The 19,342-nt window shown below is 68.6% G+C and carries 20 protein-coding genes; 13 read left to right on the top strand and 7 right to left on the bottom strand.

Annotation, left to right across the window (positions count from 1 at the left end; genetic code table 11):
• Positions 1–25: 25 nt before the first annotated feature.
• Together CTB96_RS15755 and CTB96_RS15750 are read right to left on the bottom strand one after the other, a co-directional pair.
• Positions 26–760 (bottom strand): ABC transporter permease, encoded by a 735-nt coding sequence (locus tag CTB96_RS15755; RefSeq protein ID WP_110127762.1) that lies wholly within the window; start codon positions 758–760, stop codon positions 26–28.
• Complete coding sequence (locus tag CTB96_RS15750) at positions 757–1,503, bottom strand: ABC transporter ATP-binding protein (RefSeq protein WP_110127761.1); 747 nt, start codon at positions 1,501–1,503, stop codon at positions 757–759. Before CTB96_RS15750 ends, CTB96_RS15755 begins: the two co-directional genes overlap by 4 nt.
• 199 nt (positions 1,504–1,702) lie before the next feature.
• On the opposite strand from CTB96_RS15750, the gene CTB96_RS15745 reads away from it, so the two are divergent.
• Both CTB96_RS15745 and CTB96_RS15740 read left to right on the top strand, forming a co-directional pair.
• Positions 1,703–2,269, top strand: coding sequence for a LemA family protein (locus tag CTB96_RS15745; protein WP_110127760.1), 567 nt, complete (start codon positions 1,703–1,705; stop codon positions 2,267–2,269).
• A 66-nt stretch (positions 2,270–2,335) separates the two neighbouring features.
• Positions 2,336–3,220: a M48 family metalloprotease gene (locus CTB96_RS15740; protein ID WP_110127759.1), complete on the top strand. Its 885-nt coding sequence runs from the start codon at positions 2,336–2,338 to the stop codon at positions 3,218–3,220.
• Positions 3,221–3,239: 19 nt separating this feature from the next.
• On the opposite strand, the gene CTB96_RS15735 is transcribed toward CTB96_RS15740, so the two are convergent.
• Positions 3,240–4,463, bottom strand: coding sequence for a winged helix-turn-helix domain-containing protein (locus CTB96_RS15735; protein WP_110127758.1), 1,224 nt, complete (start codon positions 4,461–4,463; stop codon positions 3,240–3,242).
• A 138-nt stretch (positions 4,464–4,601) separates the two neighbouring features.
• Between CTB96_RS15735 and CTB96_RS15730 the strand changes: the two genes are divergently transcribed.
• The 6 genes from CTB96_RS15730 to ilvA are packed head-to-tail and all read left to right on the top strand — an operon-like array spanning position 4,602 to position 11,154.
• Complete coding sequence (locus CTB96_RS15730; RefSeq protein WP_248283406.1) at positions 4,602–5,738, top strand: ABC transporter substrate-binding protein; 1,137 nt, start codon at positions 4,602–4,604, stop codon at positions 5,736–5,738.
• Positions 5,635–6,588, top strand: coding sequence for an ABC transporter permease (locus CTB96_RS15725; protein ID WP_427846492.1), 954 nt, complete (start codon positions 5,635–5,637; stop codon positions 6,586–6,588). Before CTB96_RS15730 ends, CTB96_RS15725 begins: the two co-directional genes overlap by 104 nt.
• The gene (locus CTB96_RS15720) at positions 6,585–7,463 is read left to right on the top strand and encodes an ABC transporter permease (protein WP_110127756.1); all 879 of its coding nucleotides are present in this window, start codon (positions 6,585–6,587) and stop codon (positions 7,461–7,463) included. The genes CTB96_RS15725 and CTB96_RS15720 overlap by 4 nt, the downstream gene beginning before the upstream one ends.
• Positions 7,460–8,590, top strand: a complete 1,131-nt coding sequence (locus CTB96_RS15715; RefSeq protein ID WP_248283405.1) for an ABC transporter ATP-binding protein — start codon at positions 7,460–7,462, stop codon at positions 8,588–8,590. Before CTB96_RS15720 ends, CTB96_RS15715 begins: the two co-directional genes overlap by 4 nt.
• A 9-nt stretch (positions 8,591–8,599) precedes the next feature.
• A complete protein-coding gene (locus tag CTB96_RS15710; RefSeq protein ID WP_248283404.1) occupies positions 8,600–9,886 on the top strand; it encodes an AI-2E family transporter in 1,287 nt (428 codons plus the stop codon).
• Positions 9,883–11,154: a threonine ammonia-lyase gene (ilvA, locus tag CTB96_RS15705; RefSeq protein ID WP_110127755.1), complete on the top strand. Its 1,272-nt coding sequence runs from the start codon at positions 9,883–9,885 to the stop codon at positions 11,152–11,154. The genes CTB96_RS15710 and ilvA overlap by 4 nt, the downstream gene beginning before the upstream one ends.
• Positions 11,155–11,215: 61 nt before the next feature.
• On the opposite strand, the gene greA is transcribed toward ilvA, so the two are convergent.
• Positions 11,216–11,704 (bottom strand): transcription elongation factor GreA, encoded by a 489-nt coding sequence (gene greA, locus CTB96_RS15700; RefSeq protein ID WP_110127754.1) that lies wholly within the window; start codon positions 11,702–11,704, stop codon positions 11,216–11,218.
• A gap of 202 nt (positions 11,705–11,906) precedes the next feature.
• On the bottom strand, positions 11,907–12,308 hold the full coding sequence (locus CTB96_RS15695) for a DUF4307 domain-containing protein (RefSeq protein WP_181397286.1): 402 nt from the start codon (positions 12,306–12,308) through the stop codon (positions 11,907–11,909).
• Positions 12,309–12,377: 69 nt separating this feature from the next.
• On the opposite strand from CTB96_RS15695, the gene mca reads away from it, so the two are divergent.
• On the top strand, positions 12,378–13,253 hold the full coding sequence (gene mca / locus CTB96_RS15690) for a mycothiol conjugate amidase Mca (protein ID WP_181397285.1): 876 nt from the start codon (positions 12,378–12,380) through the stop codon (positions 13,251–13,253).
• A complete protein-coding gene (locus CTB96_RS15685; RefSeq protein ID WP_110127752.1) occupies positions 13,250–13,504 on the top strand; it encodes a hypothetical protein in 255 nt (84 codons plus the stop codon). Before mca ends, CTB96_RS15685 begins: the two co-directional genes overlap by 4 nt.
• Positions 13,505–13,535: 31 nt before the next feature.
• On the opposite strand, the gene trhA is transcribed toward CTB96_RS15685, so the two are convergent.
• The gene (trhA, locus tag CTB96_RS15680; RefSeq protein ID WP_110127751.1) at positions 13,536–14,237 is read right to left on the bottom strand and encodes a PAQR family membrane homeostasis protein TrhA; all 702 of its coding nucleotides are present in this window, start codon (positions 14,235–14,237) and stop codon (positions 13,536–13,538) included.
• Between the two features lie 69 nt (positions 14,238–14,306).
• Between trhA and CTB96_RS15675 the strand changes: the two genes are divergently transcribed.
• The 3 genes from CTB96_RS15675 to phoH2 all read left to right on the top strand — a co-directional run bounded on the left by CTB96_RS15675 (position 14,307) and on the right by phoH2 (position 17,827).
• Entirely contained in the window at positions 14,307–15,092 is a 786-nt protein-coding gene (locus tag CTB96_RS15675) for an isoprenyl transferase (RefSeq protein ID WP_110127750.1), read from the top strand.
• Positions 15,089–16,255, top strand: coding sequence for an aminotransferase class V-fold PLP-dependent enzyme (locus CTB96_RS15670; protein ID WP_110127749.1), 1,167 nt, complete (start codon positions 15,089–15,091; stop codon positions 16,253–16,255). The genes CTB96_RS15675 and CTB96_RS15670 overlap by 4 nt, the downstream gene beginning before the upstream one ends.
• Before the next feature lie 222 nt (positions 16,256–16,477).
• Positions 16,478–17,827 carry an RNA 5'-3' helicase PhoH2 gene (phoH2, locus tag CTB96_RS15665; RefSeq protein WP_427846491.1) on the top strand — a complete coding sequence of 450 codons (1,350 nt, stop codon included), beginning with the start codon at positions 16,478–16,480 and terminating at the stop codon, positions 17,825–17,827.
• 71 nt (positions 17,828–17,898) lie between these two features.
• Here phoH2 and CTB96_RS15660 read toward each other — a convergent pair whose 3' ends face one another.
• Entirely contained in the window at positions 17,899–19,311 is a 1,413-nt protein-coding gene (locus tag CTB96_RS15660; RefSeq protein WP_427846490.1) for a class II fumarate hydratase, read from the bottom strand.
• Positions 19,312–19,342: the final 31 nt, after the last annotated feature.

Raw genomic sequence — 19,342 nt, 5'->3', positions numbered from 1 at the left:
CTTTACTCACGGCTCGCGGGCCGGATCAGGGGGTGCGGCGGCGCAACGTGATCGAGCCCAGGATGACCGCGCCCACGATCCAGGCCAGGATGATCGAGAGTTCGCCGAGAACGTAGGCCGCGTCCTCGCTGCCGGTGGCGACGGCGTTCAGCGCGTCGACGGCGTGCGAGAGCGGCAACCAGTCGCTGATCACCCGCAGCACCTCAGGCAGCTGGTCGCGGGGCAGGAAGATGCCGCCGAGCAGGATCTGCGGGAACACGATCACCGGCATGAACTGCACCACCTGGAATTCGGTGCGAGCGAACGCGCTGGCCAGGAGGCCCAGGGTGGTGCCGAGGACCGCGTCGGCCACCGCCACGGTCACCAGCAGCCACACCGACCCCTCCACCTCGAGGCCGCAGACCGTCACCGCGAAGAGCACCGCGATGCTGGACTGCAGTACCGCGAGCAGTCCGAACGCCAGCGTGTAGCCCAGGATCAGGTCGCCCCGGCCCAGCGGCATCGACAACAGCCGCTCCAGGGTGCCGGTGCGCCGTTCCCGCAGCGTGGTGATGCTGGTGACCAGGAACATCACGATGAACGGGAACAACGCGATCATCGCCGGGCCGACTGAGTCGAACACCGTGGTGTCGGAGAAGATCCAGGCGACCAGCCCGATGAGGAGGCTCGGCACCAGCAGCAGCAGCGCCACCGTGCGCGGGTCGTGCCGCACCTGGCTGAGCACGCGGCCGGTGGTGGCGAGGGTGCGGGACGGTTTCATCGCGCATCCCCCTGGCCGGTGCCGATGAGGCCGAGGAACGCGGTCTCGATGTCGGTCGTGCCCGTCACCTGGAGCAACCCGGCCGGGGTGTCGTCGGCGAGGATCTCGCCGGCGCGCATCAGCAGCAGCCGGTCGCAGCGGGCGGCCTCGTCCATCACGTGGCTGGAGACCAGGATGCTGGTGCCGGCGGCCGCCAGACGGTGGAAGAGCGCCCACAGGTCGCGCCGCAGCACCGGATCCAGGCCCACCGTGGGCTCATCGAGCACCAACAGCTCCGGCCGGCCCAGCAGGGCCACGGCCAGTGACACCCGGCTGCGCTGACCGCCGGAGAGCGAGCCGACCAGTTGTCGGGCGTTGGCACCGAGATCGGTCTCCTCGATCACCCGGTCCACATCCGCCCGGGTCACACCCAGCACGGCCCGGAAGTAGTCCAGGTTCTGCCGCACACTCAGGTCGGTGTACACGCTCGCATCCTGGGTGACGTAACCCACCCGGCGGCGGAGCGAGTCGGTGCCGGCCGGTTCGCCCAGCACGGTGACGGTGCCGGACTGCACCACCTGAACTCCGACGATGGCGCGCATCAGGGTGGTCTTGCCCGACCCGCTCGGACCGATCAGTCCCACCACGATGCCACGCGGCACGGTGAGGTCGAGCCCGTGCAGCACGGACTGCGGCCCCCGCCGCACGCGCAGGCCCCGCACCTCGACCGCCTGCACGGCACCGATCCCGGTCTGTTGCTCCATGCCTTGAATTATTCGCCGGTCAGCCCGCAAAGTCACGCCCCCGGAACGGCCGGTCCGAAGCGCACTTCCTTGGAGTGTGATGGGAAGAGCATGGGAGCCCCAGCGGGCTTCGTTATGATTGCTGCAATCGCACACATGCTGCGGGGGGCCGCCACGTGCGGCCCGTCGCGCGCAGGTTCAATCGCAAGGAGACGCTGCCATGGAATGGCTCATCCCGGTCCTCATCGTTGTCGTACTCGTTGCGATCGCGGGTATCTACCTGTGGGCGACCTACAACTCGCTCATCACCCTCAAGGTGCGGGTGGATGAAGCGTGGAGCGACATCACGGTGCAGCTGAAGCGTCGTGCCGACCTGATCCCCAACCTGATCGAAACGGTCAAGGGCTATGCGGCACACGAGAAGGCCGTCTTCGAGAACGTCACCAAGGCCCGCGCCGAGACTCTCTCCGCTCAGGGCCCGGTTGACGCCGCTGCCGCCGAGAACCACATGCAGACCGCGCTGAAGAGCATCTTCGCCGTCGCCGAGGCGTACCCGCAGCTGCAGGCCAGCCAGAACTACCTGCAGTTGCAGGGCGAGCTGGTCGACACCGAAGACAAGATCCAGGCGTCCCGCCGGTTCTACAACGGTGGCGTGCGCGAACTGAACACCAAGATCCAGGTCTTCCCGAACCACCTGTTCGCCAAGAACCTCGGCTTCACCCAGCGCGACTTCTTCGAGGTCACCGACTCGGCGGCCATCGCCGAGCCGCCGCGCGTGCAGTTCTAACCGTCACTGGCTTCCGGCCCCACCCCGTGCTCCACGTCCCCGTGCTCGCAGTACTGAAGAGGATCCATGTATAGCGCGATTGCGCGAAACAAGCGCAACACCGTCATTATCATCGTGTTGTTCCTGCTGATCATTTCAGCACTCGGCTGGCTGGCCGGCCTGGCCTACGGTGTGCAGGGCCCCGGCGTGCTCATCATGACCCTCGTGATCGCCGGCGGCTACGCGCTGATCCAGTACTTCGCCGCCGGGCGGCAGTCGATCGCGATGAGCGGCGGCATCCGGGTGAACAGCGTCACCGACCACCCCCGGCTCTGGCGCATCGTGGAGAACCTCTCGATCACAACCGGCACGCCCATGCCAGAGGTCTACATCATCAACGACCCGGCTCCGAACGCCTTCGCCACCGGGCGTGACCCCAAGCACGCCATCGTCGCGGCCACCACGGGCCTGCTCGACATCATGGACGACGCCGAACTCGAGGGCGTCATGGCGCACGAGATCGGGCACGTTCGTAACTACGACATCCGGGTGTCGATGATCGTCTTCGGCCTCGTCGTGGCCGTCGGCTTCATTTCCGACATCTTCCTGCGGATGGCGTTCTTCGGCCGTAACAACAACAGCAACGGCAACCCGGTGGTGCTGGTCTTCGGCCTGGTGGCCATGATCGTGGCCCCGCTGATCGCCTCGATCGTTCAGCTCGCGGTCTCCCGGCAGCGCGAATACCTCGCCGACGCCACCGGCGCCCTCACCACCCGGCAGCCGGATGCGCTCGCCAGCGCCCTGGCCAAGCTCGGCGAATACGGCCGCCCGATGCGCAAGCAGAACACCTCGATGGCGCACCTCTGGATCGCCGACCCGCTCAAGCCCGGCGTGATGGACAAGCTCTTCGCCACCCACCCGCCGCTGAACGAGCGCATCGAGCGCCTGCACGCGATGGGCAGCAAGTTCTAACGAACTGACCCGCGGGGAGCTAGGCGAGCTCGGCGGCTAGTGCGGGCGCGAGGGTGCCGCGCGGCACCACCTCGATCTCGGCCAGGCCCTGCCAGGCGGCGGTGCTCCGCAGCACGTCGGCCAAGCGCTCGGCGGTATCGGCGGGCGCGCCGGGTTCCGCCCAGCTGGCCTGCACCCGCAGCACCCCGTTCTGGCGGTCGTTCTTCAGGTCGACCCGGCCCACGATGGCATCGCCCAGCAGCACCGGCAGCACGTAGTACCCGAACTGCCGCTTCTCCTTGGGCGTGTAGATCTCGATCCGGTAGTGGAAGCCGAACATCCGCTCGGCGCGGGCCCGCTCCCAGACCACCGGGTCGAACGGGCTGAGCACCGCCGCCGCGTCCAACCGGCGCGGCAGACGGGCGTCCCGGTGCAACCAGGCGGCCCCGGGTGCGCCGTTCCGGCCCCAGCCGGGCACCTGTACCGGAATCAGCTCGCCGGACTCCTCGAGCTCGGTGATGGCGACCCGCGTGGGCGCGGTGGCCAGCCGGAAGTAGTCGGCCAGGTCGCTGACGGTGCCGATGCCGTGCGCCCGGGCGGACTGTGCGATCAGCGCGCGATGGGCGTCGCCGGCCGGCACGTGGCGGTCCAGCAGCTCGCTGCTGAAGACCTGCTCGGGCAACGCGTAGACCCGTTCGAACCGCTCCCGGCCGCCGCTGACCACGTCGCCCCAGCGGAACAGGGTCTCCAGGCCGATCTTCACGTCGGACCAGCCCCACCAGGGGCCGCTGCGCTTGTTGGCGTCGTGCTCGATGGCGCTCGCGCGCATCGGGCCGTTCGCGGCCAGTTCGTCGAGCAGCCAGGCCAGCATCGGGGCGTTCTGCTGCGACCAGTGCGCGTCGTCGGTGGCGGCGCGGTCTCGGAAGGCCTGCATCCGCCAGCGGAACAGCGGCCAGTCGTCGACCGGGATCAGCGACGCCTCGTGTACCCAGTACTCGGTCAGCCGGGGTTTCGCTCCGCTGCTCAGCCGGTCGAGCTGCGCCTTGTCGTAAGGGCCGAGCCGGCTGAAGGCCGGCACGTAGTGGCTGCGTTCGAAGACATTCACCGAGTCGATCTGCAACAGCCCGAGCCTTTCCACCAGCGCCCCGAGCTGGCGGATGCCCGGTGCGGCCGGGAGCAAACCCGCGGGCGCGGCCGGGCGGCCGAAGCCCTGAGCGGCGAGGGCGATGCGGCGGGCAAGGGCGGGGGAGATCGTCTGGACCACGACTCGACCCTACCGATGCCCGGTGACACACGACGTTCACGCGCCGTTCAGGAGCTGGGCGGCACCAGGACATTCCCCGCTTCTAGCCTCTCAGCGACCGGTTATCCGGCACCCGAATTGTTCACAACGGAGGAACCCTTGCCTACCACCCGCACCCTGGCAGCCACCATCGCGGCGACCGCAATCGTCGCGCTCACCCTCACCGGATGCTCCGGCGCCGCTGACGCGTCCGGCACCGCCGGCGCCGTCGACGCCGCCACCGCCACCGACGTCTCCGCCTTCGGCGACCTGGCCGGCCTCGAGGCCGCCGCGATCGAGGAGGGTGCCCTGAACGTCATCGCCCTGCCGCGCGACTGGGCCAACTACGGCGCCGTGCTCGACCTCTTTGCCGAGAAGTACCCCGAGATCACCATCACCGAGGCCGCGCCCGACGGCTCCAGCGCCGAGGAGATCCAGGCGGCTGAGAACCTGGCCGGCCAGGACACCGCCCCCGACGTCTTCGACCTCGGCCTGGCCGTGGCGCTGTCCAGCACCGACCAGTTCGCCCCGTACCAGGTCGCCAGCTGGTCCGACATCCCCGACGCCCTGAAGGAAGAGAGCGGCCTGTTCGTGGGCGACTACGGCGGATACATGGCCGTCGGTTACGACCCCGACGCCGTGCCGGCCCCGAAGGAGCTCAGCGACCTGCTCGGCGACGAGTACAAGGGCAAGGTCGCCATCAACGGTGACCCGACCCAGGCCGGCGCTGCCTTCGCCGCGGTCGGCATGGCCGCCGTGCAGAACGACGGCTCCGTGGACGACTTCCAGGCCGGCATCGACTTCTTCAGCGAGCTCAACGCCGCCGGTAACTTCGTGAAGATCGACCCGACACCCGCCACCATCGCCTCCGGTGAGACGCCCGTCGTCTTCGACTGGGACTACCTCAACGTGGGCTACGGCACCCAGCTGGAGGGTGAGCGCAACTGGGAGGTCGTGGTCTTCCCCGGCACCGGCTACGCCGGTTACTACAACCAGGCGATCAACAAGGACGCGCCGCACCCCGCGGCCGCCCGCCTCTGGCAGGAGTTCCTCTACAGCGACGACGCCCAGAACCTGTGGCTCGCCGGTGGCGCCCGCCCCGTGCTCGCCGAGGCCATGGCCGAGGCCGGCACCATCGACACCGACCTGTTCGATGCCCTGCCCGTCGTGCCCGACGAGACCGTCGTTCCCACGGCCGACCAGAGCGAAGCCGCCGCGACGCTCCTCGGCGAGAAGTGGGCAGCGGCTGTCCAGTAGGTTCCGTGTTCCGGCAGCAGCCTTCGGGCTGCTGCCGTTCGCGGTCTACGTGCTGCTCTTCCTCGCCCTGCCCACCCTGATCGCCGTCGGCACCGGGTTCGTCGGCGCGGACGGCGGATTCACCCTCGACACCGTCGGCGCCCTCGCCGACCCGGTTGTGCTCTCCGCCTTCGGCAGCTCGATCTGGTTGTCGGCGCTGACCGCGGTGATCGGCGCCATCGTCGGCGCCCTGGTCTGTTATGCCCTCCTCGGCGCACCCGCCGACGGTCCGCTCCGCTCCACCATCGACTCGCTCAGCAGTGTGCTGGCCCAGTTCGGCGGCGTGATGCTGGCGTTCGCGTTCGTCGCGACCATCGGCATCCAGGGCATGATCACGGTGCTGCTGCGCGACAGCTTCGGCATCGACATCTACGCGGATGGCGTGTGGCTCTACGAGCTGCCGGGCCTTGTGCTGCCCTACATCTACTTTCAGGTGCCCCTCATGGTGATCACGTTCATGCCCGCCCTGGTCTCGTTGAAGACCACCTGGGCCGAAGCCAACGCCACCCTCGGAGGCACTGCCCGCAGCTACTGGCTGCGGATCGCGCTGCCGGTGCTGGCGCCGTCGTTCCTCGGCAGCCTGCTGCTCCTGTTCGCCAACGCGTTCTCGTCGTACGCGACCGCGGCCGCCCTCACCAGCCAGGGTTCGCAGATCGTGCCGCTGCAGATCCGGTCGGCGCTGACCAGCGAGACCATGCTCGGCCGGGAGAACCTGGCCGGGGCGCTGGCGCTGGGCATGATCCTGGTGATGGCCGTCGTGATGGTCGGGTACTCGGTGCTGCAGTCCCGTGCGGCGAGGTGGCAGCGATGAGCGGCGACATCAGGGTCGCGCACGCGCCCAACCGTCTCACCCGCGGCCTGATCCTCGGCGTCGTCGGGCTGGTGTTCGCGGTACCGATCCTGGCCATGGTCGAGTTCACCCTGCGCCGCGGACTCGAGGGCGGTTACGACCTGCACCGCTGGACCGACCTGTTCCAGGGCGGCCTGACCGGCGAATACAAGCCCGTTCTGGTGGCACTGGGCAACTCCGTGGGCCTGGCGATCGGCACCGTCGCGATCATCCTGCTGCTGCTGGTGCCCACCATGCTGCTCGTGCACATCCGGTTCCCGCAGCTGCGCCGGGTACTCGAGATTCTCTGCATCCTGCCGATCTCCATTCCGGCCATCGTGCTCGTGGTCGGCCTGGCGCCGGTGTTCTCCGTCGTCGCCCAGCTCGTGGGCAGCGGCGTGTGGACCCTCGCGTTCGCGTACGGCATCACCGTGCTGCCGTTCGCTTACCGGGCCATCCAGTCCAATCTCGATGGCGTCGACGTGCGCACCCTGAGCGAAGCGGCCCGCACCCTCGGCGCCGGTTGGGGCAGCGTGTTGCTGCGCGTGCTGGTGCCGAACCTGCGCCGCGGCATCCTGGCCGGGGCGTTCATCGCCGTGGCCGTGGTGCTCGGCGAATTCACCATCGCGTCGCTGCTCAACCGGGTGAACCTGCAGACCGCCCTGGTGGTGGTGAGCAAGAACGACCCGTACACCGCCGTCATCCTGTCGCTGATCGCCCTGTCCGTGGCGTTCCTGCTGCTGCTGGCGATCGGCCGGCTCGGCACGGTGCGCCGCCCCCGCGCACAGACCGCCCGCACGCCGGTTTCCGCGGCATCCCCGACCTCCACCCCGACCCCGACCGGAGCCCGACCGTGAGCCAGAAGACCGTGAGCCCAAAGACCACCAGCCCCACGACAACCAGCCCGGCCCGGACCGGTTCCGTGGTCGAATTCGCCGGGGTGGTCAAGCGGTTCGGCACCCACCTGGCCCTGTCCGAGTTCGCCCTGACCCTGCACGCCGGCGAGCTCGTGGCCCTGCTCGGCCCGAGCGGCAGCGGCAAGACCACGGCACTCCGCGTACTCGCCGGCCTGGAATCGACCGACGGCGGCCGCATCCTGATCAACGGCGACGACGTCTCCGGCGTCCCCACCAGCCGCCGCGACATGGGCATGGTCTTCCAGTCCTACTCGCTCTTCCCGCACCTGAGTGCGGGGGAGAACGTCGAGTTCGGCCTGCGGATGCGCCGCGTGCCGGCCGCCGAGCGCCGCAGTCGCGCGGCGGAGGCGCTGGACCTCGTGGGCCTGGACACCCACTACGACAGGTTCGCGCACCAGCTCTCCGGCGGCCAGCAGCAGAGGGTGGCGCTGGCCCGGGCCCTGGTCACCCGTCCGCGGGTACTCCTGCTCGACGAACCGCTCTCCGCCCTCGACGCCAAGGTACGGGTGTCGCTGCGGGAACAGATCCGGCGCATCCAGACCGAGCTGGGCATCACCACGCTGTTCGTCACCCACGACCAGGACGAGGCCCTCGCCGTGGCCGACCGGGTCGCCGTGATGCAGGGCGGCCGGATCGAGCAGGTCGGCACGCCCGAGGAGCTCTACACCCGGCCGGCCACACCGTTCATCGCCGACTTCGTTGGCCTCTCCAACCGTCTTCCCGGGCTGGTGCGGCACGGCTTCGCCGAGGTGCACGGGGTGACCCTGCCGTTGGTGGACCCGTCGCAGCCGGATGGCCCCGTTCGGGTGTTCGTGCGGCCGGAAGACCTGACGCTCGGCACCATCGACGACCAGCCCGGCACCGGACTGCCGGGAACCGTGCTGCTGTCGAGCTTCCTGGGCTCGCTGCGGCGCACCAGCGTACGGCTCGATGTGGGCGGCACGGTGGTGCTGCAGCACGATGTGCGGCTGCATCCCACGGTGGGGGAGTCCGTGCTGGTGCGCTTCTCCGGGGCACCGGTTCCGGTCGAGGCGCACATTCCGGTAGAGGCACAGACCCCGTCCTAGACTGTTCCGGTGAGCACATCCACGGGAAGATCCGGTTGGTTCGGCCGAAAGCGGCAACAGCGCACAGACCCGGGCACGGTCACCGCCGTGCTCGCTCCGGTGGAGCCGGTGCCGAACGGGGTCGATGAGAATGTGCCGGCCGGCATCCGCCTGGCCGGCGCCTGGTCCTGGCGGCTGCTCGTGATCGCCGCGGCGATCGCGGTGGTGCTTTTCCTGATCGTGCAGCTGCGCCTGATCGTCATCCCGGTGCTCGTGGCCGTGCTGGTCTCCGCCCTGCTGGTGCCGCTGGTCTCCTTCCTGGTGCGACACCGCTGGCCCAAGGGCCTGGCCGTCACCTTCGCGCTGATCGGCACCCTGGCCGTGGTGGCCGGCCTGGTCACCCTGGCCGTCACCCAGATCGCGGCGGGTTCGGTGGGACTCAGCGACCGGTTCGCCGCGTCGTACGCCAACCTCAAAGAGGTTCTGGCCGCCTCGCCCCTGGCACTCAGCGACGCCGAGATCAACGGTTACCTCAGCCAGGCGGCGGATGCCCTGCAGGCCGACAGTCAGATCTTCATCACCGGCGCGCTCTCGGTCGGCTCCTCGCTCGGCCACCTGGCCACGGGCCTGCTGCTCACCCTGTTCAGCCTGCTGTTCATCCTGATCGACGGCACCGGCATCTGGAACTGGATCGTGAAGATCTTTCCTCGCCGGGCCCGCCCGGCGATCGCCGGTGCGGGTGCGGCCGGCTGGACCACGCTCGGCAACTTCGCCCGGGTGCAGATCCTGGTCGCCACCATCGACGCCATCGGCATCGGCGCCGGTGCGGCCATCCTGGGCGTGCCCATGGCCATCCCGATCGGCGTCCTGGTGTTCCTGGGCTCCTTCATCCCGATCGTGGGCGCCGTGGCCACCGGCGCCGTCGCCGTGCTGATCGCGCTCGTGTTCAACGACTGGTGGGTCGCCCTGCTGATGCTCGGGGTGGTGCTGCTGGTGCAGCAGATCGAGGGGCACGTACTGCAGCCGCTGATCATGGGCACCGCCGTGAAGGTGCACCCGCTCGGCGTCGTGCTCGTCGTGGCCGCCGGCGCGCTGCTGGCCGGCATCCCCGGCGCCCTGTTCGCCGTACCCGTCGCCGCCGTCCTGAACGTTATGATCAGCTACATCCATAGCGGCGCCTGGCGGGGGGATGTGCCACCAGCGGGCGTGACAGGCGGATCCGTGCTGTGGCAAACCATCCCGCAGCGCCCGGGTTTCCGCCCGTCGCGGCGCCTCGACACCGTAGAGACCGACCGAGCCCGAGAGACCCGTCCATGACAGACACCCACACCGATCAGACGGCGCCGGTAGCGGCCGCGCCCGTGCTGGCAGGCCCCACCCTGGCCGATTTCGAAGCGGCCCGCGCCGTCGTCTCCCGGGTGGCCGACGTCACCCCGATGGAGAGCTCGCGCTACCTGGCCACCATTCTGGGCGCCCCGGTCTTCCTCAAGTGCGAGAACCTGCAGCGCACCGGGTCGTACAAGATCCGGGGGGCCTACAACCGGCTGTCCAAGCTCACCGACGAGGAGAAGGCCCGCGGCGTCGTGGCCGCCTCGGCCGGCAACCATGCCCAGGGCGTGGCCTTCGCCGCGCGGGAGCTCGGCATCGACGCCACCATCTTCATGCCCATCGGCGTCGCCCTGCCCAAGCTCCAGGCCACGCGCGACTACGGCGCACAGGTGATCCTGCGCGGCCACACCGTGGCAGAGCCGCTGCTGGCCGCCGCCGAGTATGCCCGCGAGACCGGTGCGATCCTGATCCCGCCGTTCGACCACCCGGATGTGGTCGCCGGCGCCGGCACCCTCGGCCTGGAGATCCTCGACCAGGTGCCCGACCTCGAGACGGTGATCGTGCCCATCGGCGGCGGCGGTCTCACCGCCGGCATGGCCAGTGTGCTCAAGCAGTACGCCGCCCGCGAGGGCCGCAGCATCCGGGTGATCGGGGTGCAGTCGGAGAACGCCGCGGCCTACCCGCCCTCCATCGCAGCCGGTGAGGTGCTCGCGATCGACATCACACCCACCATGGCCGACGGCATCGCCGTGGCCAAGCCGGGTCTGCTGAACTTCGAGATCATCCGCGACGCCGTCGACGAGATCGTCACGGTGAGTGAAGACGACATGGCCCGGGCGCTGCTGGTGCTGCTCGAACGGGCCAAGCTCGTCGTCGAACCCGCCGGCGCCGTCTCGGTGGCCGCCATCCTGGCCGGCAAGATCACCGCCACCGGACCCACGGTGGCAATGCTCTCCGGCGGCAACATCGACCCGTTGCTGATGCAGCGGGTGATCAGCCATGGCCTCTCCGCCAGCGGCCGGTACCTCACCCTGCGCATCATGCTGCCCGACCGCCCCGGCCAGCTCGCCCGCATCTCCGAACTGCTCGCCGAGGCGCACGCCAACGTGATCGAGGTGCTGCACACCCGGCACGGGGTGGGCATCCAGATCAGTGAGGTCGAGATCGACATCAGCGTCGAGACCCGTGGCCCCGAGCACCGCCAGCACGTGGTCGACACCCTGCGCGCGGCCGGTTACGACCCGCGCACCGACTAAACCCGCACACGAAAAACGGCCGGCTGCATCCGCAGTCGGCCGTTTCGTCGTTCGGGGGCAGTTAGCCGGTGAAGGTTTCCACGCTGTGGATCTCGACCGCGATCTGCTTGCCGTTGGGGGTCTCGTAGCTGGTCGTCGCGCCGACCTTGAGGCCGATGATGGCCTCGCCCAGGGGGCTCTTCTCGCTGTAGACGTCGAGGTCGCTGTCGCCGGCGATCTCGCGGCTGCCGATCAGGAACCGGGTCTCGTCACCGGCGATGGTGGCCGTGATGACGGTGCCGGGCTCGACGACGCCCTTGCTCTCGGGTGCGTGGCCCACCTCGGCGGTGCGCAGCAGCAGGGTGAGGGTGCGGATGCGCGCCTCCATCTTGCCCTGCTCTTCCTTGGCCGCGTGGTAGCCGGCGTTCTCCTTGAGGTCGCCCTCGGAGCGTGCGGATTCGATCTTGTTGGCGATATCCACCCGGGCAGCGCCGCTGAGAGTCTCCAACTCCAGAGCGAGGCGGTCGTAGGCCTCCTGGGTCAGCCAGGTGACCGAAGTTTCGGTAGTCATGGTTCTCTCCTTCTCGTGCTGATCGGTGATGCGCCGGCAGATAGTGCGCCGATGGTGCCGCCACGGTGGCGGCCGTTCGTCGCTGAGACGGCCGGAGGCCGGGTGCAGCGCTGTGGTACTGAGGTGGCCGCTCTCCAGATACCCGGAAGGAGCCACGTCATACAGCGGACGCCCCGACTATTGCCAGGGCGAATACGTCAGTCTAGGTCAACCAACAACGGTAAATCAATCCGGTGTTGCTCAGCTCGGTTGTGTGCACGACCTCGGTGAACGACCTGGTGTACTCGGGCGACGGCGGCAGGTCGACGATCTTCCAGCCCACCACGGTGAAGGTCTCGTTGAGGGCCTGCACCGCGCAACTGGACGCCGTGTCGGTGGGCAGCGACACCTCGAACGTGACGCTGATGCTGTTGTCGTCGATGATCTGGTGCCGGGTGTCCCTGGCCTCGATCGATGGCCCGGCGCCATCCAGGCCTGCCCAGACCACCCAGCCGGTGAGGATCAGCGCGAACACGCCGGCGACGATCCACTGCACCCGACGGTCACGCAATCGGCTGCTGGAGGTTCGCCCATAGCGTTCGTCGAGGTTGCTGCTGAGCGCCACTGAGACTCCACACTTGATATTCAACGATTAGGCTTGACCCAAGGTTAGCTGGCATTTCTGAGGAGTTTCATGACGCTGCGGCTCTTGGCAGTGCACGCCCATCCCGACGACGAGTCGAGCAAGGGTGCGGCAACGTACGCGTACTACCGGAGCCTCGGCGCCGAGGTCATGGTGGTCAGTTGCACCGGCGGTGAGCGCGGCAGCATCCTCAACGAAGACCTTGCGAACAAGTCCATGGCCGAGCGGGATCTCTCCGGGCTCCGCCGGCTCGAGATGAAGGCGGCCCAGGAGGCCCTCGGCATCCAGCACCGGTGGCTGGGTTATCAGGACTCCGGCATGCAGGACGACGGCGGGGTGCCCAAGAACTCCTTCGCCGACGTTCCGCTGGAGATCTCGGCGGAGCCGCTGGTGCGGATCGTGCGCGAGTTCCGCCCGCAGGTGCTCATCACCTACGACGAGAACGGCGGCTACCCTCACCCCGACCACATCCGTTGCCACGAGGTCTCCCTCGAGGCGTTCCGCGCCGCCGCCGACGCCGACAGGTACCCGGATGCCGGCGAGCCGTGGCAGATCGACAAGCTCTACTACGACCGCATCTTCAACCTCGAACGCATGGACGCCATGTACCTCGAGCTGAGCGTCGCCGAACCCGATTCCGACCTGCTCGAGCCCCTCGCCGGCGCCCGCGAACGCCTCAGCGAATACCCCAACCTCGCCACCACCCACGTGCCCATCGGCGACTTCCTCGAGGTGCGGGACACCGCCCTCAAGTCCCACGCCAGCCAGGTGTCGCCCACCAGCAGCTTCTTCTTCTGGCCCAACGACATGGTGCGGAAGGCCTGGCCCTACGAGGACTTCCAGCTCGTCGAATCGAAAGTTGACTCCGTCATGCCCGAATCAGATCTCTTCGCCGGCGTCACCGAGTCAGTGCGAGACGACGCATGAATGTCGTTCACTTCATCCTGTCGAACACCCCGCCGCCGGAGTTCAACCCCGACACCGTGACCCCGGGCCCGTGGGGTTTCTTCGCGATCTTCTTCGTCGCCGCGGTCACGCTGCTGCTCGGCATGGACCTGGCCCGGCGCATCCGCCGCACCAACTACCGCGCCGAGATGCAGGAACGCCTGCAGGCCGAGGTCGCCGCACGAGACGCCGCTGCCGCCGAAGCCGAGCAGAAGAAGCCCGACGCGAGCTGACTCACGGCGACCTGAGTCACGGCGAGCTGAGTCACGGGTAGAGCGGATGCGTCGCGATGATCAGGATCGCGACCCAGTGGCAGAGGAACGCCACCACGGTGAGCGCGTGGAAGATCTCGTGGAAGCCGAACACCCCGGGTACCGGGTTCGGTTTCTTGAGCCCGTAGACCACGGCACCCACTGAGTAGCACAGCCCGCCGACCATGATCAGGGTCATCATCACGGCATTGGCCTGGAAGAAGTCGACGATGAACATCAGCGCGCCCCAGCCCAACGCCAGGTAGAGCGGCACGTACAGCCAGCGCGGGGCGTTGATCCAGAACACCCGGAACGCGATGCCCAGCAGCGCGCCGCCCCAGACCAGCGACAAAAGCAGCACCGACTTGTCCGGCGGCAGGGCCAGCACCGCGATGGGCGTGTACGAGCCGGCGATGAGCAGGAAGATGTTGGCGTGGTCGATGCGCTTGAAGATCATCTTGGTGCGCGGCTGCCAGTTGATGCGGTGGTACAGCGCCGAATTGCCGAACAGGAGCATGGAACTGGCCACGAAGACAGCCGAACTCCAGGTGGCGGCCGGTCCGTCGGCGGCCACCAGCAGGATGATGCCGGCCACGATCGTGACCGGGAACGTGCCCGCGTGGATCCAGCCCCGCCAGAGCGGTTTCTCGGGGATGACCTGCTCGATTTCGTCTTCGAGCAGGGGCAGATTCGGGATGTCGTCCTCGGGGGCCATGCTGTCAGGATACGGCAGCGCCGGTCGGTCGCGGCGCGGACGCCAGCCGGATTGGGCTAGCGTAACTGTGTGCAGAAGCGGAAGTTTTCCCTCGGACGCGGGCTCCTTTACCGGGTCTACCAGCGTCGGCTTCGTCGCGGGCTGTCCGCGGCAGTCCTCCCCAACCACGTCGCCATGATCATCGACGGCAACCGCCGCTGGGCCAAGCAGCTCGGCTACGATTCCGCCGCGCACGGCCACCGGGCCGGGGCCGCCAAGATGCGCGAATTCCTGGAGTGGTGCGACGACCTCGGCATCTCGGTGGTCACCCTGTACCTGCTGTCGGCCGACAACCTGACCCAACGGCCCACCGAAGAACTCAACGCCCTGTTCGAGATCATCGCCGATCTGGCCGAGGATCTCTCGCACTACCGCGACTGGAAGGTGCAGCAGGTCGGCTCGAAGAAGTGCCTGCCCGGGCCGCTGGAAGCCGCCCTGGGTGCCGCGGAGGCCCGCACGATGGCCAACCAAGGCCTGCACGTGAACCTCGCCGTCGGCTACGGCGGTCGCACCGAGATCACCGACGCCATGCGCAGCATCGTCGCCACCCACCACGCCCACGGCGGCACCCTCGAAGACCTCGCCGAGACCCTCACCCCCGAGCTGATCGGCCAGCACCTCTACACCGGCGGCCAGCCGGACCCCGACCTGGTCATCCGCACCTCGGGGGAGCAGCGGCTGAGTGACTTCATGCTCTGGCAGAGCGCGCACAGCGAGTTCTACTTCGTCGAGGCGCTCGGCCCCGACCTCCGCCAGGTCGACTTCCTGCGGGCGCTGCGCGACTTCGCCAAGCGGCACCGCAGGTTCGGCGGATGAGCGTGCTGCCGAGCGCTGTTACCGGCGCCCTGGCCGACTACCTGGCCGGTTTCACCGAAGACCCCGGTTACCTCGACTACGGCCGGATCGGCCCGGTGTCCGCCGCCGTCGCCGCCGAGACCCTCGGCCAGACCGAGATCCTCGGCCGGGCCAGGTTCGGCAGCCTCGACCATTTCGGCCAGCAGGACCAGCGCATGCGCGAGGCCGTGGCCGCCGTCACCGGGTTCGCCCCAGACCAGATCGCCGCGCAGCCGAACACCAGCATGGGCCTCATGCACGCCATGTTCGGCCTGACCGGAGACGTGCTGCTCTCGCCGGCCGACTTCCCCAGTGTTCCGTTCGCCGCCATGCGCGCCGCCGAGGCCCTGCACGTGGCCACCCCGCAGTGGCTGGTGGCCGCCGAAAGCTCCGACACCGTCGGCCAGGTCACCCCAGGCCAGGTGCGCGACCAGCTGACACCGTCCACCGTCGCGGTGGCGGTCAGCCTGGTCGACTCCCGCACGGGCTTCCGCGCCGACCTCGACGGCATCCGCCAGGTGATCGGCGACAGGCTCCTGCTCGTCGACGCCATCCAGGGCTTCGGCGTGCTGGATGCCGACTACACGGCGGCGGATGTCGTCGCCACCGGCGGCCAGAAGTGGGTGCGGGCGGGTTGGGGCACCGGCTTCCTCGCCCTGAGCGACCGGGCGATCGAACGGCTCACCCCGGTGGTGTCAGGGTTCGTCGGCACGGGCGCCGACGACGTCGTGCCGTGGGATGACGTGCCGCCGCCCGTGCGCGCCGCCTCGGCGTTCCGGGTGAGCAACGCCGATGGAGTGGCCCAGGCCCGCTTCGCCACCGCGCTCGAGGAAATCGGCCGGGTGGGTGTGGCCGCCATCGAATCGTTCGTCACCACCAACACCGACCGGGTGATCGACCTGGCCGACGAGTTCGCCCTTCCGGTGGTGTCGGCGCGGGATCCCAGGGACCGCGCGGGGCTGATTGTGCTGCAGCCGCCCGCGGAGCGTTTGACCGCACTCACCGCCGCGCTGCACAACCACGGAATCACCGCCACGATCAGGCAAAACGAGGTGCGGTTGAGCGTGCACGCAGCGCTGGCCGACGAGACGGTTGACATGCTGCGTGGTGCGTTCAGCACCTACGCGGCCTCCGCCCGCTACTGAGCCGCATCCGCTGCTCGACCGGGTGCCGTGCGTTCTGCCACTCGGATTAACGTCTGATGTCGCCCGGCGTGTCGTTTTTCCTATTCCCAGCCAATCGACGTACGTTCAACTCATCAGGTACGGCACCTGATCGAGACGGCCACATAAGTACGGCTCGAGAAAAAAGCTTGTGGTCGCTCGCCAAAGAATCCGCACCCGGAAGGGTGTGGGGTGGGAGTGGTTGTGACCGCTAATCGAACCGACTACCTGGACTCGTCTGCAGAGAAGACAGGGGTCGACCAATCCGAGCGCACCTTCGTACTGGACACTTCGGTACTGCTCTCTGATCCAAAGGCCATCTTCCGGTTCGCCGAACATTCGGTCGTTCTTCCGGTAGTGGTGATCACCGAACTCGAGTCCAAGCGCAATGACCCTGAGATCGGCTACTTCGCCCGGCAAGCGCTGCGCTATCTCGACGAGTTGCGGGTGAAGCACGAACGGCTCGACTTCGCCATCCCGGTGGGGGAGGGCGGGAGCCTTCGGGTCGAACTCAACCACTCCAACATGTCGGTGCTGCCCAGCGGGCTGCAGCTGGGAGACAATGACTCGCGCATTCTCGCCGTGGCCATGAACCTCGCCAACGACGGGCTCGCGGTCACCGTGGTGTCCAAGGACCTGCCGTTGCGCGTCAAGGCCGCCTCGATCGGCCTGGCTGCCGACGAGTACCGGCACGAACTCGCCGTGGACTCCGGCTGGACCGGCATGGACGAGATCACCCTGAGCGCCGAGCAGGTGAACGACCTCTACGACAAGGAGTCGCTGCAGACCCGCCTGGTGCAGGACATGCCGGTGAACACCGGCCTGGTGATCCACTCCGATCGCGGTTCGGCGCTCGGCCGGGTCACCGGTCGGGGTGAGCTGCGCCTGGTGCGCGGCGATCGCGACCTGTTCGGCCTGCACGGCCGGTCGGCCGAGCAGCGCCTGGCGATCGACCTGCTGCTCGACCCGGAAATCGGGATCCTGTCGTTGGGAGGTCGAGCGGGGACGGGGAAGTCGGCGCTCGCCCTCTGCGCGGGCCTGGAAGCCGTGCTGGAGCGTCAGCAGCACCGCAAGATCATGGTGTTCCGGCCGCTCTACGCGGTGGGCGGCCAGGAGCTCGGCTACCTGCCCGGTGACGCGCAGGAGAAGATGGGCCCCTGGGGCCAGGCGGTCTTCGACACCCTCGGTGCCCTGGTCAGCGAGAACGTGCTCGAGGAGGTGGTGGAACGCGGCATCCTCGAGGTGCTGCCGCTCACCCACATCCGCGGCCGGAGCCTGCACGACGCCTTCGTGATCGTGGACGAGGCGCAGTCGCTGGAGCGGAACGTGCTGCTGACGGTGCTGAGCCGCATCGGGCAGAACTCCCGCGTGGTGCTCACCCACGATGTTGCCCAGCGCGACAACCTGCGGGTGGGCCGGTTCGACGGGGTCGCCTCGGTCATCGAGACCCTCAAGGGTCACCCGCTGTTCGCGCACATGACCCTCACCCGGTCCGAGCGCAGCGCCATCGCCGCCCTGGTCACCGAGATGCTGGAGGGCAACGAGCTGGCCTAAACCTGCGAAAGCGGCGAAACGGTTGCCTCAGCCCAGCTGAAGCAACCGTTTCGCCGCTTTCGCGTGACGGGTTAGCGCGCTTGCGGCGGCCTCGTCATGCTCAGCACGTCGAGCGCCACATCGAGCTGCTCGAGCGTGACCTCGCCGCGCTCCACGAAGCCGAGGTCGATCACCGACTCCCGCACCGTGAGGCCCTGGGCCACGGAGTGCTTGGCTACCTTGGCGGCGGCCTCGTAGCCGATCACCCGGTTGAGCGGGGTGACGATCGACGGCGACGACTCGGCCAGCGCGCGGGCACGGTCGAGGTTGGCTTCCAGGCCGTCCACGGTCTTGTCGGCCAGCACCCGGGCGCCGTTGGTGAGCAGGCGGATCGATTCGAGCAGCGCGGTGCCCATCACCGGGATGGCCACGTTGAGCTCGAAGGCACCGGAGGCGCCGGACCAGGCGATGGTGGCGTCGTTGCCGATCACCCGGGAGCAGACCATGAGCACGGCCTCGGGGATCACCGGGTTGACCTTGCCGGGCATGATCGAGGAGCCGGGCTGCAGGTCGGGGATGCTGAGCTCGCCGATGCCGGTGTTCGGGCCGGATCCCATCCAGCGCAGGTCGTTGCAGATCTTGGTGAGGCCGACGGCGATGGTGCGGAGCGCCCCGGAGGCGTCGACCAGCCCGTCGCGGTTGGCCTGCGCCTCGAAGTGGTCGACGGCCTCGGTGATCGGCAGCTCGGTCTCGAGGGTGAGCAGTTCGATCACCAGCTGCGGGAACCCGGCCGGGGTGTTGATGCCGGTGCCCACGGCGGTGCCGCCGAGCGGGACTTCGGCCACGCGGGGGAGGGCGGTGCGGATGCGTTCGATGCCGAGCCGCATCTGCCGGGCGTACCCGCCGAATTCCTGGCCGAGGGTGACCGGGGTGGCATCCATCAGGTGGGTGCGGCCGGCCTTGACCGCGGTGGCCCAGAGTTCGGCCTTGGCCTCGAAGGCCACGGCGAGGTGGTCGAGGGCCGGGATGAGGTCGTCGATCAGCGCGCTGGTGACGGCGATGTGCACCGACGTGGGGAAGACGTCGTTGGAGGACTGCGACGCGTTGACGTGGTCGTTCGGGTGCACCGGGCTGCCCAGCCGCCGGGTGGCGAGGGTGGCGAGCACCTCGTTCATGTTCATGTTCGAGGAGGTGCCGCTGCCGGTCTGGTACACGTCGATCGGGAATTCACTGTCGTACCGGCCGGTGATGACCTCGTCGGCAGCGGCGGCGATGGCATCGGCGATGGCGGCATCCAGCACCCCGAGCCGGGCGTTGGCGAGGGCGGCGGACTTCTTGATGCGGGCGAGCGCGGCGATCTGGGCGGACTCCAGCACCGACCCTGAGATCGGGAAGTTCTCGACCGCCCGCTGCGTCTGGGCGCCGTACAGGGCGGCGGCGGGAACCCGCACCTCGCCCATCGTGTCGTGCTCGATGCGGAAATCGGTCTCAGTTGAAATGTCCACCACGGTGTGTCATACCTTTCGATTCAAAGCG

This window comes from Cryobacterium arcticum, from assembly GCF_003185895.1.
GTDB lineage: Bacteria > Actinomycetota > Actinomycetes > Actinomycetales > Microbacteriaceae > Cryobacterium > Cryobacterium arcticum.
Note: the sequence above shows the minus strand (reverse complement) of the source record. Positions and strands in the feature narration are given on the sequence as shown.